Origin of the sequence: Serratia sp. 1D1416, assembly GCF_003641105.1 — a bacterium.
Classification (GTDB): Bacteria; Pseudomonadota; Gammaproteobacteria; order Enterobacterales; family Enterobacteriaceae; genus Serratia; species Serratia ficaria.
In genome coordinates, this window is the sequence record NZ_CP032738.1 from 873969 (window position 1) to 888761 (window position 14793).

The 14793-nt window shown below is 61.3% G+C and carries 18 protein-coding genes; 3 read left to right on the top strand and 15 right to left on the bottom strand.

Annotated features, from left to right (window positions below; all coding sequences use genetic code 11):
* Positions 1 to 72: 72 nt before the first annotated feature.
* The 8 genes from D7I37_RS04200 to D7I37_RS04235 all read right to left on the bottom strand — a co-directional run bounded on the left by D7I37_RS04200 (position 73) and on the right by D7I37_RS04235 (position 5630).
* Positions 73 to 813 (bottom strand): KDGP aldolase family protein, encoded by a 741-nt coding sequence (locus D7I37_RS04200; protein ID WP_061797078.1) that lies wholly within the window; start codon positions 811 to 813, stop codon positions 73 to 75.
* Positions 810 to 1928: a DgaE family pyridoxal phosphate-dependent ammonia lyase gene (locus tag D7I37_RS04205; RefSeq protein ID WP_129543350.1), complete on the bottom strand. Its 1119-nt coding sequence runs from the start codon at positions 1926 to 1928 to the stop codon at positions 810 to 812. Before D7I37_RS04205 ends, D7I37_RS04200 begins: the two co-directional genes overlap by 4 nt.
* Positions 1912 to 3051: an amidohydrolase/deacetylase family metallohydrolase gene (locus D7I37_RS04210; protein WP_061797074.1), complete on the bottom strand. Its 1140-nt coding sequence runs from the start codon at positions 3049 to 3051 to the stop codon at positions 1912 to 1914. The genes D7I37_RS04205 and D7I37_RS04210 overlap by 17 nt, the downstream gene beginning before the upstream one ends.
* A 65-nt stretch (positions 3052 to 3116) precedes the next feature.
* Positions 3117 to 3767, bottom strand: a complete 651-nt coding sequence (locus tag D7I37_RS04215) for a DUF4310 family protein (RefSeq protein WP_061797102.1) — start codon at positions 3765 to 3767, stop codon at positions 3117 to 3119.
* Positions 3768 to 3778: 11 nt separating this feature from the next.
* Positions 3779 to 4555 carry a DUF4311 domain-containing protein gene (locus tag D7I37_RS04220; protein WP_061797072.1) on the bottom strand — a complete coding sequence of 259 codons (777 nt, stop codon included), beginning with the start codon at positions 4553 to 4555 and terminating at the stop codon, positions 3779 to 3781.
* Between the two features lie 30 nt (positions 4556 to 4585).
* On the bottom strand, positions 4586 to 4882 hold the full coding sequence (locus tag D7I37_RS04225; RefSeq protein ID WP_061797070.1) for a DUF4312 family protein: 297 nt from the start codon (positions 4880 to 4882) through the stop codon (positions 4586 to 4588).
* Positions 4882 to 5247, bottom strand: a complete 366-nt coding sequence (locus D7I37_RS04230) for a glycine-rich SFCGS family protein (RefSeq protein WP_095099433.1) — start codon at positions 5245 to 5247, stop codon at positions 4882 to 4884. Before D7I37_RS04230 ends, D7I37_RS04225 begins: the two co-directional genes overlap by 1 nt.
* Positions 5248 to 5276: 29 nt before the next feature.
* The gene (locus D7I37_RS04235; protein WP_061797066.1) at positions 5277 to 5630 is read right to left on the bottom strand and encodes a glycine dehydrogenase; all 354 of its coding nucleotides are present in this window, start codon (positions 5628 to 5630) and stop codon (positions 5277 to 5279) included.
* A 424-nt stretch (positions 5631 to 6054) separates the two neighbouring features.
* Here D7I37_RS04235 and rnk point away from each other — a divergent pair, with 424 nt between their 5' ends.
* A complete protein-coding gene (rnk, locus tag D7I37_RS04240; protein ID WP_061797065.1) occupies positions 6055 to 6465 on the top strand; it encodes a nucleoside diphosphate kinase regulator in 411 nt (136 codons plus the stop codon).
* Between the two features lie 38 nt (positions 6466 to 6503).
* Here the strand turns inward: rnk and D7I37_RS04245 are convergent, their stop codons facing one another.
* The gene (locus D7I37_RS04245) at positions 6504 to 7292 is read right to left on the bottom strand and encodes a sulfite exporter TauE/SafE family protein (protein WP_129543351.1); all 789 of its coding nucleotides are present in this window, start codon (positions 7290 to 7292) and stop codon (positions 6504 to 6506) included.
* Between the two features lie 116 nt (positions 7293 to 7408).
* Here D7I37_RS04245 and D7I37_RS04250 point away from each other — a divergent pair, with 116 nt between their 5' ends.
* Complete coding sequence (locus tag D7I37_RS04250) at positions 7409 to 8191, top strand: helix-turn-helix domain-containing protein (protein WP_061797063.1); 783 nt, start codon at positions 7409 to 7411, stop codon at positions 8189 to 8191.
* A 14-nt stretch (positions 8192 to 8205) separates the two neighbouring features.
* Here the strand turns inward: D7I37_RS04250 and cybC are convergent, their stop codons facing one another.
* Together cybC and pmbA are read right to left on the bottom strand one after the other, a co-directional pair.
* Entirely contained in the window at positions 8206 to 8592 is a 387-nt protein-coding gene (gene cybC / locus D7I37_RS04255) for a cytochrome b562 (protein ID WP_095099436.1), read from the bottom strand.
* Between the two features lie 137 nt (positions 8593 to 8729).
* On the bottom strand, positions 8730 to 10070 hold the full coding sequence (gene pmbA, locus D7I37_RS04260) for a metalloprotease PmbA (protein ID WP_061797059.1): 1341 nt from the start codon (positions 10068 to 10070) through the stop codon (positions 8730 to 8732).
* Between the two features lie 177 nt (positions 10071 to 10247).
* Between pmbA and yjgA the strand changes: the two genes are divergently transcribed.
* Positions 10248 to 10796, top strand: coding sequence for a ribosome biogenesis factor YjgA (yjgA, locus tag D7I37_RS04265; protein WP_061797057.1), 549 nt, complete (start codon positions 10248 to 10250; stop codon positions 10794 to 10796).
* A 30-nt stretch (positions 10797 to 10826) separates the two neighbouring features.
* Here yjgA and D7I37_RS04270 read toward each other — a convergent pair whose 3' ends face one another.
* The 4 genes from D7I37_RS04270 to aaeA all read right to left on the bottom strand — a co-directional run bounded on the left by D7I37_RS04270 (position 10827) and on the right by aaeA (position 14791).
* A complete protein-coding gene (locus D7I37_RS04270) occupies positions 10827 to 11126 on the bottom strand; it encodes a barstar family protein (protein ID WP_061797099.1) in 300 nt (99 codons plus the stop codon).
* 5 nt (positions 11127 to 11131) lie between these two features.
* Entirely contained in the window at positions 11132 to 11596 is a 465-nt protein-coding gene (locus D7I37_RS04275; protein ID WP_095099442.1) for a ribonuclease domain-containing protein, read from the bottom strand.
* Positions 11597 to 11888: 292 nt separating this feature from the next.
* Positions 11889 to 13856, bottom strand: a complete 1968-nt coding sequence (gene aaeB, locus D7I37_RS04280; RefSeq protein WP_061797053.1) for a p-hydroxybenzoic acid efflux pump subunit AaeB — start codon at positions 13854 to 13856, stop codon at positions 11889 to 11891.
* Positions 13856 to 14791 (bottom strand): p-hydroxybenzoic acid efflux pump subunit AaeA, encoded by a 936-nt coding sequence (gene aaeA, locus D7I37_RS04285; protein ID WP_061797052.1) that lies wholly within the window; start codon positions 14789 to 14791, stop codon positions 13856 to 13858. The genes aaeB and aaeA overlap by 1 nt, the downstream gene beginning before the upstream one ends.
* Positions 14792 to 14793: the final 2 nt, after the last annotated feature.

A 14793-nucleotide genomic window follows, 5' to 3' on the forward strand; every position in this document is an offset into this window, starting at 1 on the left:
GCGGCGCGGCAAGCCGCGCCCGTGGGAACAAAACCGTTAGCCTCCCTGCCTTACGCCATCCATTGGCGCACGTTAGCCGACCAGTTTTTTGGTCATCGCCAACAGGGTTTTCACGTCCTGCGGGCGGGTGTCGCCGCTGGCGGCGTCGATGATCGAACTGTAGATGTGCGGGATCACCCGCTTCACGCCGGCCTCCAGCGCGATCTCGAGGATCGGTTCGAAATTCTCCAGATCGATGCCGCCGGTCGGTTCCAGCATAAAGTCGTGTTCGGCGCAGGCCCTGGCCACATACTGATACTCGTCTTTGCACTTCAGCCCGCCCATCGGGAAATACTTGATTGAGCTGCCGCCCATGTCTTTCAGCAGCGCGATGGCGGTTTCCACCGGCACCACGCCGTCCGGCGCCGCGGCGCTCAGCGGGCCGGTGGAGATCTTCACCCAACCGACGCGGCCGGTAGGCGACACCAGGCCGTTGACCACGCTGTCGTTCTGGCCCAGCAGCGCGCGGCTGGCGCCGACGCCGGTGAACACCTGATTCACGTGCTGCGGCTGAACCTGTTGGGAAATCAGGCTGACCATCGCCGACTGGCGCGGATCGCCGGCGCCCAGGCCGACCGACAGCGCGTTTTCAATCAGTCGCGCGTAGCGCAGCATGTCCGTCACCGCGCTGTCGACGTCCGGGTAATTTTTGGAGAGCACGCCCACCAGCACATGCCCTTCCGCCGCGGCGTAGATATCCTGCGCATTGGCTTTGGAGCCGGCCAGCACGTTCAGGCAAACGCGGTCGCGATAGTAATTAGGCTGCAGCTTCATGCTTGTTTCTCCGTGAACAGGTTTTTAATACAGCTAAAGACGGTCATCAGCTGTTGTTCGTCGACGCTGCGCACGTCGACTTCGATCTTGCCTTCGTTGGCCTTGTAGCCGCGGAAGTAAATGGCGATATCGCCGGCTTTCAGCGCCTGCACGATATCGTAGGTCGAGCGCCCCAGCACCGCTTCGTCAAAGCTGATTTCCGCACGGGCGATGTCGCGGCCGGCGCTGTCCCAGACGGTTTTGGCGCTGACGCCGGTCAGGGTGTTCAGGTTGTCGATAAACGCCTGCATGCGCGCCACCATCTGCTCGCCGGTGGTTTTTTCAAGCGTCAGATAGCTTTCAATCGCCTGCGTCAGGCCGAGAATGCCCTCTTTGCCCACTTTCATCGCCCGGCCGATGCCGCCGGACTGCAGCTTCACCCACTCCACGTACTCTTTCTTGCCGATAACCAGGCCGCTGGTCGGGCCCTCGATGGCCTTGGCGCCGCTGTAGATCACCAAATCGGCGCCCATCTGGTAGTAGCACAGCAAATCTTCTTCCGCCGCGGCGTCGACGATCAGCGGCAGGTTGTGTTTGCGCGCCACCACGACCGCCTGTTCGACCGAGAGAATGCTTTTCTGCACGCAGTGGTGAGATTTGATGTACAGGATCGCGGCGGTCTGCGGCGTGATGCAGGCTTCAATCTGTTCCGCCGAACATTCGTTGGCGTAGCCCGCCTCTACCACCTTGCCGCCGCCCAGCGCCACCATGGTGTCGACCGGCGCGCCGAAGTTGACGTTGTGGCCGCGCGGCAGCACGACCTCACGCGGCACGGCGATCGGCGCCGAATGCAGGTTTACCAGCAGGTTGGCGTCGTCTTTGACGATCAGCGCCGCCACCGACTGCGCGATGCCCGCCGAGGCGCAGGAAACGATCACCGCATCCTCCACGTTCAGCAGATTGGCGATGTAGGCGCCGGTCTTGTTGACCAGATCCTTGATTTCAAAGTAGTGGTTCAGGCCGTAGTCCACGGCGTCGATCACCTCCTGGCGCGGCGTGGAAACGCCGAGCATGGTCATGCGGCCGGAGGTGTTGATGACCTGCTTTAAATTATATTTTTCATAGACTGAAGACATGAGCGGCTTTCCCTTGTTCGGTTAATAAGATGTCCCCGGCCACCACCGCGGCCAGCGGAACCAGCAACTGTTCGCCGTCGGCCGTTTGCCCTTCCGAATCGGCGAACACCTGCGGCGTATCGCGGAGCTCAAACAGGGTGAAATCGGCGTCGTAACCCGGCTCGAGGCGGCCCTTGGTGGCCAGACGCAGCGCCGACGCGGCGTTTTCCGTCACGCAGGCGATCACCTGCGGCAGCGACAGGCCGACGCCGAAGAACTTGGACATCACCGTCGCCAGGCTGTGCACCGGCCCGGCCATGCGGTTGCGGCAGTAAATGTCGGAGCTGATGGTGTGCGGCAAAATGCCCAGCCTGATGGCCTGGCGGGCCACTTCGAAGCTGAAGCTGGCGGTGCCATGGCCCACGTCGAGCAGCACGCCGCGCTGCAGCGCGCGCTGGATGGACTCGCGCAGCGTGCCCGCCGGGGTCAGGATGCGGTTCGGCTTGCCGTTGTAGCAATGGGTGATGATGTCGCCGCGCGTCAGCAAATCGGCGATCTCGTCCAGATCCGGCGGGTTGTTGCCGATATGCACCATCAGCGGCAGCCGGTTGTTCTCCTGCTGGATCTCCTTGGCCAACACCAGCGGCCGGGTGCCGTTCTGGCCGACCACGCTGCTGCTCATGCGCGCCTTGATGCCGATAATAAAGCCGGGGTGGCCGTTAATGGCCTGGCTCACCGCCTGCTTATCGATGTCCGCCAGGTCGGCCAGTTCGTTCTGCCGCAGCAGGCCGATGCGCGAGATGTTCAGGAAGGCGAAAACGTTGGTTTTGGCGCTGCGCGTCAGGGCATAGAATTCATCGACATCGTCGGCGCCGGTGCTGCCGGCATCGACCACGCTGGTGACGCCGCCGGCGACGCCGACCCAATCCGGTTCGTCATGGTAAATCGGCGAAGAGGGATAACAGTGCACGTGGGAGTCGATCCAACCGGCGCTCAGGCGGCAATTGCCCGCCAGATCCAGCTGGCGCCGGGCGCTGACGTCCGCCGCCAGCCGGCCGACGGAAGCAATCTTGCCGTCCTTGACCGCCAGATCGATCAGCGTATCGTCCGCCAGCCTGGCGCCTCTGATTACTAAGTCATACATACTGCCTACTCCTTCTGCTACACGCCGGCCCCCTCTGCCGTTTACCCGCCCGAGGGGGCCGGTTGTTACGAAATGGCGACCGGGAAAATCGCGCCCAGCAGCATCGCGCCGAGGATGGCGCCGCCGGTGATCGGCTTGCCCCAGATATAGAACAGCAGCGCGCCGAGCAGTGAACCGATGCCGATCGGAATGGAGGCGGTCATCGCCGACAGGATGATCAACGGGCCGAGGAAGCGGCCGGACGAGTTGCCGGCACCCATCATCACGTCCGCCCCATAGGTGGAGTTGCTTTGATTGATGGTGAACTTGCGCGCCAGGATGATCACGTAACCGATCGCCACGCCGATAACCAGCCCGGTCACCAGCGAAGCGGCGAAGTTGGCCACCGGGAAGATGATCCCCGCGCCCAGCAACAGCGCCGGCACGCCCAGCCCGACGCCGGTCTGGATCGCGCCGCCGATGTCCAGGATGCCCACCAGCGAGCCTTCGATGATGCGCGCGAACAGGAAGCTGGCGCCGAACGCCGCCACCGCGCCGTACACGCCGGTGTCCATCCCGGCCCGCAGCATGGAAACGAAGGCCACTTCGTTAAAGGCGCCGATGCCGTACAGGTAATACATGTGCGTCCCGGCGAACACGCCGGACGAGAGCAGGCCGACGAAAATCGGGAATGACCAGTCGGCGTACCAGAAGCCTTTTTGGGTTTGTTCTTCCATCATCCCGCTCCTTATTTACCGCTCAGGGTATTGTGAATGGCGTCCAGCCAGCCCGGCACGCCGAGGCTGAAGGACTCGAGGACTTTCATGTCGAAGCCGCGGAAGAAGCCGCTCAGCACGAACAGCAGCACGATCACCGCCATCATGATCTTGGTGATCTTGTTCCAGCCGCTCTCTTCCACGCCTTTACCGATCAGGATGCCCAGCACCAGGCCCGGTACGGCGTTGCCCATGATCAGCTGCGCCAGGCCGCCGAAGATGGTGCCCCAGAAACCGGAGCGGCGCCCGGCGTCGATCGCCGCCAGCCAGAAGATCACCGGCATCACGGTATTGACCAGCAGGTTGGCCGCCGGCACCAGCACCTTGATCGCCGTTACCTGCAGCGCAGCGGGTACCGCCGAGGCGGTGGTGTTGAGGAAGGCCACCACCAGCATGCCGATGATGCCGCAGGCGATAGCCATTTTTTTCGGATCGTGCAGCGTCTGCGCCAGATTGCGGTTTTTGACCATCAGCGCCGCCGCGCCCCAGTGCGGGATGATGCGGTGGTCAACGTCCTGCGTGAAGGAGCCTGCCGCCACGGAAGACGCCCAGGCGTTGAAGAAGAAGCCCAGACCGAACGAGAAGTGGGAAGCCGGATCGCCTTCGCAAGAGTTCAGCTCGCCCAGGGTGCGGAACGCCCCCATGCCCTGGGTGGTCGGGGCATGGAACATGCGCGCGGCGCCGGCCCCTACGCCGACCCCCACCAGGCCGCCGATAATAAGCGACTTAAATAAGATGATTAAAAACATCAGTATACCCTTTCATTTATGCTAACGTTTTTATTTCGTGACGAAGACAACCTTTTCAGTATTGATGATTGTCACGCTCACGGTTATTTCCAGAGAAACGGCATAGCTTTTTCTTTCACGCGGCAAAAAGAAGAAAAGAAATTTCTCTTTAGTTATTTTCTCTTCGGCTTTCAATACGCTGACGTCCTGCGGTTCTATGCGCAGCAGAATATTGTTGGTGGACTTTAATACCGCGCCCTGCACATTCGCCAAGGCGGAAGCAAAAGCTTTCGCTTTGCTGTCGCCCTTGCCCTCCACCTTTACCGATGTGGTATATTGCTCTTTCATTACGGATTGCCGTGTTTTTTGATGTAGGCTTCCACCAGTTTCTGGCCCAGCTCTTCTTTATCCATAAAGCCGAAACCCAGCACATTACAGCCTTCGTTAATAGCCGTTACGCCCTCTTCAACAGAACGCATGCCGTATTTCGCCTTGTAGCCATGTTTGGTTTGCGCGGTAATTGCACCGGCGCCACCGCTGCCGCAGAAGGAGATGCCCAGCTGCGCGTTTTCCGCTTTCATCACGTCGCCCAGCTTCATGTCCGCCGCGACGCCGGGGATGACAATCGCCTTTCCGCCTGCGTTTTCAATGCCCTGGCCAACTTTCTGACCTTTGCCCAGACGATCGCCGATCACTACGGTAATTTGACCCATGGTATTTTCTCCTGATTAAAGTTAATTCGTTAAACGCTTTGGTTATTATCTTTCGCCACTTCGAAATGCACCGACAGCAAATAGGCTTCTTCGATTGGCAAGGTGGTAAACTGATTCACTACCCGCTGCGCCATTTGCATCGACTCGGCAGAGATCTCGTCAAACAGGGATTTATCCACTTCCGGCAGCGGCTCGCCGGTGATTGAACGCAACACCATGGCGCGAATATGCGACTCCAGCATCTGCTGCTGCACCTCATTGGTATAAATATTTTCCGCGTTCAACATCGCAGTAATATCCGCCAACACCTGAGCGGTGATCGCCCCGGCTGCGCCGATATCCGATCCTTCAGTTTGTTTTAACGAAGCAGATCCATCATTCACTTTTCAGTACCCCTAGATCCAACATTAATCTGTAAGCCGCAAAGCGCATCACCTGAATAACCCGCTTTCTTTGATGTCTTTACCCTAACCCCGGGAAGATTTTCTGTGTACTCCGTTTTTTTCCAGTTCGAAGTGGAAATCGAATGACGCGCAGGGATCCATTTCGCAAAACGCCGGGTCGGCAGATAAGTTAATTAGATTACAAAAAGATAGCCTGACGAACTGTTTCCAGTTGGGCCTGCGGCGGTGAAAAGCTTCGTGATCGGGATCTCTTTCTTTTCACGCCCTAACCGCCTACTATCAGTCAGACAAACCGACATTACCCACACCCCCGCTCCTCTGGCGCGGGGGTGTTGCTTTTGTGTTGTTTTTCCGAATTTATGGGCGCGCAGGCTGGCGCCCTTTGATTTGACTGGAGAGTGGAATGACCAAACCAACCATTACTGTTAATGAGCTGGATGCGGAACGCCTGGATGCGCTATTGGAACAACCGGCCTTTGCCAACACCGACGTCGCCGCCGCGCTGAACGACGAACTGGATCGCGCCGAAATCTTGCCGCCGGAAAAGATCCCGGCCAACGTGGTGACCATGAACAGCCGCGTGCGCTTTCGCGATCTGCACACCGCGGAAGAACACGTGCGCACCCTGGTTTACCCGGCCTCGCTGAAGGACAGCCACGATCAGCTGTCGGTGATGGCGCCGCTGGGCGCCGCGCTGCTGGGCATGCACGTCGGCAAGCAAATCACCTGGCAGCTGCCGAACGGCGAGGAAGCGCAGATTGAAGTGCTGGAATTGCTGTACCAGCCGGAAGCGGCCGGTGAATACCACCGCTAAGCGGCGATCGGGGCGGCGTCTGGCCGCCCTTTCTGTTTCTACAGGCTGATGGCGAGGGTGACCGCAATCAGCAACAGCACGTAAATTTTGGCGTGCAACGCATCATCGACCCTGGGCAACCAGCGCCTGGCAAAGACAATCCCCGCCATGCCCGCCGCCACCAGCAGCCCAAGAATGCCCAGGTTGACGTAGCCGAGATACTGCGGCCCCGCCATCTCACGCCAGCCCAGCGCCACGTACATCAGCGCGCCGACCACCGCGACCGGCAGCGACAGCGGATTGGCCGCGCTGACGCAGTGCTTCATGTCATAGCCATGCCGGCGCAGCAGCGGCACGGTCATCACGCTGCCGCCCACGCCCAGCAGGGTGGCGACCATCCCGATCAGCGGCCCGCCGACCCAGCGCGTCGCCGCGGAAAGTTCGGCCCGCGCCGGCTTGACCAGAAAACCCCGGCGCAGCAGGCAATCGGCGATGCTCGCCGCCATATAGATCACGAACAGCAGGCGGATCGCCTCATCCGCCAGCAGGCTGGAAACCAGGGCGCCAAACGCCGCGCCGATGCCGATATAAAAGATCAGCGGCGTGACGGTCTCCGGCTGCAGGTTGCCGCTGCGCCAATGGGTGAGCGTGGCGTATCCCGCATTGAGGATCATCACCGCCGCCGAGGTGGCCACCGCAATATGCATCGCCTGACCGGGCTGTTCGCCCGAGGCTGAAATCAGGTGGTAAACGAAGGGCACCACCACGAAACCGCCGCCAAAACCGAACATAATGGTGGTAACGCCGGTGAAAAACCCGGCAAACAGCACGAGTAAGATATCCGTCATGGCATTGAAACTCCCGAGCGAAAGGTCGAACGGCAGGATAAAACGACCGCAGCTGGCTTGCATGCGATGACAGGCCAACTATCATTGCGTTTCGGCCAATCCGATCGGACCACGGCATGCGCAACGCCCACATTGATAACGTCGATCACATTCAACGCCCGCTGATCGCCATCGGCACCGACTACCCGCCGGGCTTTCAGCTGCCGCTGCACAGCCACCGGCGCGCTCAGCTGCTGTACGGCGCTACCGGCGTCATGCAGGTGTTTACCCGCCAGGGCAACTGGCTGGTGCCGCCACAGCATGCGGTGTGGCTGCCGCCGCAGATGCCGCATGCGGTGAAGATGGTGGGGGTAAGCACCCGCAGCCTGTATATCGAACCGGACGCGCTGCCCGCCGCCGCCTCGCCGCTGTGCCAGGTGGTCGGCATCAGCCCGCTGATGCGCCAGCTGCTGATCGCCGCGGTGGAGATGCCGCTGGAATATCAGCGGCAGGGCAGAGACGGCGCCCTGGCCGCGCTGCTGCTGCACGAACTGGCAGGGCTGCAACCGCTGCCGTTGCATATCCCCCTGCCCGCCGATCGGCGGCTGAGCGCGCTGTGCCAGCAGTTTTTGCAACAGCCGGAAGCCCAGGCCAGCCCGCAGGCCTGGGCGGATCGTCTGTACATGAGCCTGCGCAGCTTCAGCCGTCTGTTCCGCAGCGAAACCGGCATGTCATTCTCGCAATGGCGGCAACGCGCCCGCGTCGTGCTGGCGCTGGCGCAGCTGGCGGCGGGCAGAAGCGTTACCCAGGTGGCGATGGAAATGGGCTACGAAAGCAGCGCGGCGTTTTCTACCATGTTTCGCCGCGTGCTGGGGCGGGCGCCGTCCTCCTATCTGGCGGAGGAACGGCGCGACGGATGAGGGCCGGGTCCGGCTTAGCGGAATTTCTTGTGGTTGGCGTCGCGGGTTTGCTTGAAGCCTTGCGCCACCTGCTTGGCCTCGGCCAGCTTGCCCTGATTGGCTAGAGCCAGCGACTGGTCGATCTGACCGATCAGCTGATCCAGCCCATGGCGGAAGTCTTTCATTTCCGGGCTGTCGGCGGCCTTGTCTTCCAGCTTCGGCGGGGTACCCCGTTTGGCGTCCAGCGCAGCGGCGCGCATGTTTTGCAGGCTTTGCTTGAGAGTATCGGTTGAATCGGTGCCCAGCGCCGTTTTGTAATTGGCGGCGATGGTGTCCATATCGTCGGCCAGATCGGCGGCGGCCGCCAACGAGCTGGCGGCCAGCAACGCCAACGCCACCAGCGCCTTCAGTTTGTTCTGCATATTCGCTCACCTTCCAGTTATTGTTTTATTTAACTCATGGTTAACATAGGCAAGCGCGGCAAAAACCGAAACCGGAGATTTGTAAGCAAGGTTAAGAAGCGGCCGGGCGAACGCCGGCCGCACAGGAGGATTGGCGATTACTGGCCGGCGATTTTCATTTCCGGCAACAGCACCGAGCCGCATTGGATATTGCTGCGGGTCTCGATATCGCTGCCGATGCTGACGATATTGCGCAGCATGTCTTTCAGGTTGCCGGCGATGGTGATCTCGCTGACCGGATACTGGATCTCGCCGTTCTCTACCCAAAAACCGGCGGCGCCGCGCGAGTAGTCGCCGGTCACGCCGCTGACGCCCTGGCCCATCAGTTCGGTCACCACCAGGCCGGTACCAAGCTGTTTCAGCATGCCGGCGAAGTCGGCGCCCTGCCCGGCGATCCGCCAGTTATGGATGCCGCCGGCGTGGCCGGTGCTGTGCATGCCCAACTTGCGCGCCGAATAGCTGGTCATCAGCCAGGTTTGCAGCACGCCGTCTTTGACGATGTCGCGCCTTTGGGTGCGCACGCCTTCGCTGTCGAACGGCGTCGACGCCAGCCCTTTCAACAGGTGCGGGTGCTCTTCGACGGTCAGCCAATCCGGCAGGATCTGCCGGCCGAGTGAATCCAGCAGGAAGGTCGACTTGCGGTATACGCTGCTGCCGCTGATGGCGCCCACCAGATGGCCGAACAGCCCGGTAGCCACTTCCGAAGCGAACAGCACCGGCGCCTTCATGGTCGACAGTTTGCGCGGCGCCAGGCGCGCCAGCGTGCGGCGGGCGCACTCCTGACCTACCCATTCCGGGCTCTGCAGGTCGCCCATCGCGCGGCCGATGGTGTAGGCGTAATCACGCTCCATGTCGCCGTCATGCTCGGCGATCACGCAGCTGGACAGCGAGTGGCGGCTGGAGCAATAGCTTTGCAGCATGCCGTGGCTGTTGCCGAACACCTTGATGCCGTAGTGGCTGTTAAAGCTGCCGCCTTCGGTGTTGGTGATGCGTTTATCCGCCGCCAGGGAAGCCTGCTCGGCGCGCGCCGCCAGCTCGATGCCGCGCTCGGCGTCCAGCTCGGTCGGGTGGAACAGGTCCAGATCCGGCGCCTCGAACGCCAGCAGGTCCTTTTCCGCCGGGCCGGCGTGGGGATCCGGTGAGGTATAGCGGGCGATATCCAGCGCCGCCTGCACGGTGCGGGCGATGGCGTCCGGGCTGAGATCGGTGGACGACGCGCTGCCCTTGCGCTGCTGGTGATAGACGGTAATGCCCAACGCGCCGTCGCTGTTGAATTCGACGTTTTCCACTTCGCCGAAGCGGGTGCTGACGCTGATGCCGGTGGATTTGGTGACGGCGACTTCTGCCGCATCGGAGCCGGCGCGCGCCAGTTCCAAAGCCTGTGAAACGGCCTGTTCCAGCGCCTTGCGCTGTTCTGCAACTTGAGTGACTACTTTCATCAATCTGCCATAATTAATCAGAAAATCGTTGAGAAAAGTGCCGTGGCGGCGTGGTTGCGCGCGGAGTCACGCGCAAAAATCATGAGATTTATGCCTTTGAGTCTAACAGGAACCGCGTTGAATTTCGCATAAAGCCGGCAACCTGTTAGGATTAGCCTCTTTTTGACGGAGCCTACCATGAACAAACAGCCTGAAGATTGGCTCGACGATGTCCCGGAGCATGAAAACGAGGACGATGACGAGATTATCTGGGTCAGTAAAAGTGAGATTAAACGTGATGCCGAAGCGCTGAAAGACCTGGGGGCCGAGCTGGTCGATCTGGGCAAAAACGCGTTGGAACGCATTCCGCTGGACGAAGATCTGCGCACCGCCATCGAGCTGGCGCAGAAGATCAAGAAAGAAGGCCGCCGCCGTCAGCTGCAGCTGATTGGCAAAATGCTGCGCGCCCGCGACGTAGAGCCGATCCAAACCGCGCTCGACAAGCTGAAAAACCGCCACAACCAACAGGTTTCGCTGTTCCACAAGCTGGAAGCGCTGCGCGACCGCCTGGTGGAAGAAGGTGATGATGCGATCCCGTCTGTCCTGGATCTGTATCCGGAAGCCGATCGCCAGCAGCTGCGCGCGCTGGTGCGTAACGCGCAGAAAGAGAAGGCCGCCAACAAGCCGCCTAAAGCCTACCGCCAAATCTTCCAGTACCTGCGCGATCTGGCCGAGACGGCCGAATGATCGCCGCCGTCACCCGGGGATGAAGCCGCTTCATCCCCGGTGATGCGCCGGTTCGCCGCTGCTTTCGTGAATGTTGAAACGCAGGCTGCCTTCCAGCTCTTCCTCCGCCTCTTCAAACAGCAGGATAATCGCGCCAAAACGACGTTTGCTGCGGGCGTTGAGGTGGGTGAATTCTATTTCCACCGGCAGGCCGATGTCGCCGGTCACCACGTCCCACAGCGCGTCCAGATTGGCGCCAAACTCCTCGCCCAGCGCGAACTTGCGCGCAAAGTCGCGGTAGAAGGTCGGCACATCCTGGATCTGCTCAAAATCGAACTCTACTTTTGCCATCAAGATCACTCCACCCGAATGAAGTTTTTATAATGGTCACGCGTGACAAAAATCAGACCGTCGCTGGAATACAGCAGGCGATCGGCGCCGCGCCGGCCGCACTGATAATTGATGTCCGCCTCGCGCCATACCCGATTACGGGCGCCGGGCAATCGCCCTTCACGGTTGGAGAACCGATCGCCGCCAATCGCCCTGCCCGGCAGCACCGAGCACAGATTGCCGTCGCGCGGATCCCAGCCCTGCTCACGCGCCTGCTTTTTGGTGAGGTAATAATCCGGCAGCCGCTGATGTTGCTGCAGGTAGCTGACCACCCTCTGCTGCTGCGTCAGGCGATCGATGCCCTGCTGCTGTTGCTGCCCCTGCGTCGCCGCCGGCGCGTTGACGCCGATCGCCCGATCGGTGCCGCGCAGCGCGCTGAATCCGGCTATCACAACGGCGATGACGATCGCCACGAGAATCCGCTTGTTCATTGCTTTCCCTGAATTATTGCCGCCAGAGGCGCAGCAGCCCCCAGCGCTAGTTAGGTGTATAGATGAAAAGGATGAAACAAAGATGACTGGCGCGTAACGTTTTCGCTGCAGGGTCGTCGGCTGCCGGCATCTTTGCCCCCCGTTCATGCTAATCATGCCATTTTCCCGCGGTTCTGACACTCAGAGTATCCCTGAAAGCGGCCCAATGCTTGCGGCCGGCTTTCAGCGCCGGATACCGATCTCAGTATAGTCGCGGACGGCGCCGAACGGCGCCTGACGGGAGGTTAGCGCATCAATCGATCAAGGCGTGGCGATAGCGGTGCAGCATGTCGGCCAGGCGTTTGACCGGCCCGGTGACGGCGAGCGGCGCCTGGTTGTCCACCAGCTTCTGCTGATATTCGTTCATTTCGCCCAGCAGCCGATCGTAATAGTAGGCGCGCTTGACGTCGTTCTTCGCCGACACCACGTGGTCGGCGGTGTTGCGGATCTGCCGGTGAAACGCCGACAGCTCTTCGCTGGCCGGGATCTCCGCGCGCTGCATGCGCTGGTGGGCAATGATCAGGTTCAGCGCCAGCCGGTATTTGGCGATGTCGTTGGGGAACATCATCAGCAACTGATTAAGCTGCTGATACAGCGCCGGCAAATGGTTCTGCCGACGGCGCGCCGCCTTGGTGGTCAGCGCCGAGACCGCGCTGCTGACGAACTGGTTGAGCAAGGTGCGGCCGGTGCGTTCGCGCGAGTTGTCGCGGATCAACAGCAGCACCATCAGCCCGACGCAGCTGCCGAGGAACTGGCCAAGCGCCCCGTCGAGGAACTGGGTGACGTTGAATTCCATCGGGTTGCTCAGCACCAGGATATTGATGGTCCCCGCCAGCAGCCCCAGCGAGCCCAGCCGCCGCTTCTGCACCTCGATGCCGATGAAGAACGCCAGCAGGCCGAGGCTGAGACACAGCAGCAGGATGCTCTGCTGGGTCGCCGGCAGGATCACCATAAAGAACAGCGAACCGACCGGGATCGCCGCCAACATCCCCAGCACGAAGTCCATCGCCACCATGCGCGGCGCCGGGGTGCGCATCGCCAGCGAGGTGATCACCGCGATGATCACCATAAAACCGCTGCCGGAGGTCCAGCCGGTCCACAGCCACAGCAGGCAGCCGACCGACGTCGCCACGAAGGTGCGCAGACCGTTGATCATCGCGTGATGCCCTTCCGCCGAGGTCGGCTTGACCACCGCTTCGCCGCTCAGCACGTCTTCTTCCACCGCGCTGATGCTGCCGTTGGTGCGCACGCCTTTCGACAGCAGCAGGTAGCGCGTCGCCGCACCGACCCAGGAGGTCACCGTCGGCAAGGTTTCGTCGGTGCGGTTGGTGGTCAGCACCTGCCGCAGCAGCTTCATGCGCTTGTGGATCTCCGGCGGCGTTTCCGCCGGCACCAGCAGCAGCTCGCGGATGTTTTCCTTCAATGCATCCGGATGATTCAGCAAGATCAGATAGGTTTCGCAGGCCTGGGTAATCAGCGTCAGCGACAGGGTGTGCAGCGCCCGCACCCGACGGTTGACCTTCTGCCAGCGCGAGGACTCCATCATCAGGTTGCTGCGCATGCCGTTGAGCGCGGTGGTGCTCTTCACCAGGTTGCTCCAGGCGCGGTCGATGTCTTCTTTATCGGCGTTGCTGACGCACATCTGCATCAGCCGGTATTGATCCACCAACAGCCGGTCCACCGCCCGATCGATATCCTGTTTGATCGACCGCGGCGAGAACAGCAGGTCCGCCAGCACCGCGCTGACGATCCCCAGCACGATTTCGCTGCAGCGTTCGATGGCGAACTGCGGCGCTTCCAGCAGGTGGGATTCGCTGGTGGCGACGGTGACGATGATGATCAGCGCGGTATAGCCGGCCAACCCCCAGGCGTAGGAGTTCTCCACCTTGATCAGCGAAGACAGCCAGGTGCAGAAACCGGCCCAGATGCAGCACAGCAACAGCATCACCACCGGCGCGCGGGCGGTGGTGACGATAATCACCAGGCCGACGAAGCAGCCGATAAAGGTGCCGATGATGCGCAGCCAGCCGCGGTGGCGGATCGCGCCGGAGAAAGGTTCGCCGCCGGCGGCGAAGGCCGGGCCGGCGGCGACGATGGCGGCGGTCATCGCCGACCAGCGCGGCGTTTCCAGGTTCAGGTGGAAACCGACAAACAGCGCAAACACAATCGCGAAGCTGAGTTTGAAGGCGAACCTCAGCCGGATAAAGGTTGGGCTATTCATTAGCCGAACTCACGCAACCGATGCATCAAACGCACAAAGGGCGAGCCGCTGTCGGCGCTGCGGTCGTTTTTACCGGTGATCACCACGGTGGCGGTGGTGCCGGCCGGGTACGGGTGCTGCTGATCCTTGTCGTCCAGCATAATTTTAACCGGCACGCGCTGCGCCAGACGCACCCACTCCAGGTTGCTGTCGATCGACGCCAGCCCCTTGCTGTTGACGGTGCTGCTGCTGTTGTTCACCGCCGCCGCCACGCTGTCGACGGTGCCGTGCATGATGCGGTTGCTGCCCAGCGGGGTGATCTCCGCACGGTCGCCCTTGTTCAGACCGTTCAGCTTGGTTTCTTCCAGGTAGGCCAGCACGTAGAAGGTGTTTTTCTTCACCAGCGCCACGGCAACGGAGCCGCGGGTGATGTATTCACCGGCGTGGACGTTCAGGTTGGTGACCCAACCGTCGGCCGGCGCGCGCACCGTGGTGCGCTGCAGGTCCAGCTGCGCCAGTTCACGCGCCGCCACGGCTTTCGCCAGCTGGTGCTGCACGGTCTGCAACACGTTGTTGGCCTGGTCTATCTCCTCCTGCGACATCGCCTGCACGCCCAGCCGCACGCGGCGGCCCGCCTCGCGCTTCTTCTCCGCCGCCAGGGTCCGGTAATAGGCCACGTCGGCGGTGGCTTCCGCCAGCGCCTGCTCATAGCGCGGCCGGTCGACCACGAACAGTATCTGCCCTTTCGTCACCAGCTGGTTATCCACCACCGGCACGTCGGTCAGCAGGCCGCTGACGTCCGGCGCTATCGCCACCACGTCGGCGGTGAATTTGGCGTCACGCGTCCACGGCGATTCGGTATAGAACACCCAGGCCTTGAAGATGGCGACGATCGCCAGCAGCACGAGAATCAAAGTGATCGCGATTCGGGTTATTTTTATTGAAAAATTTTTCACAG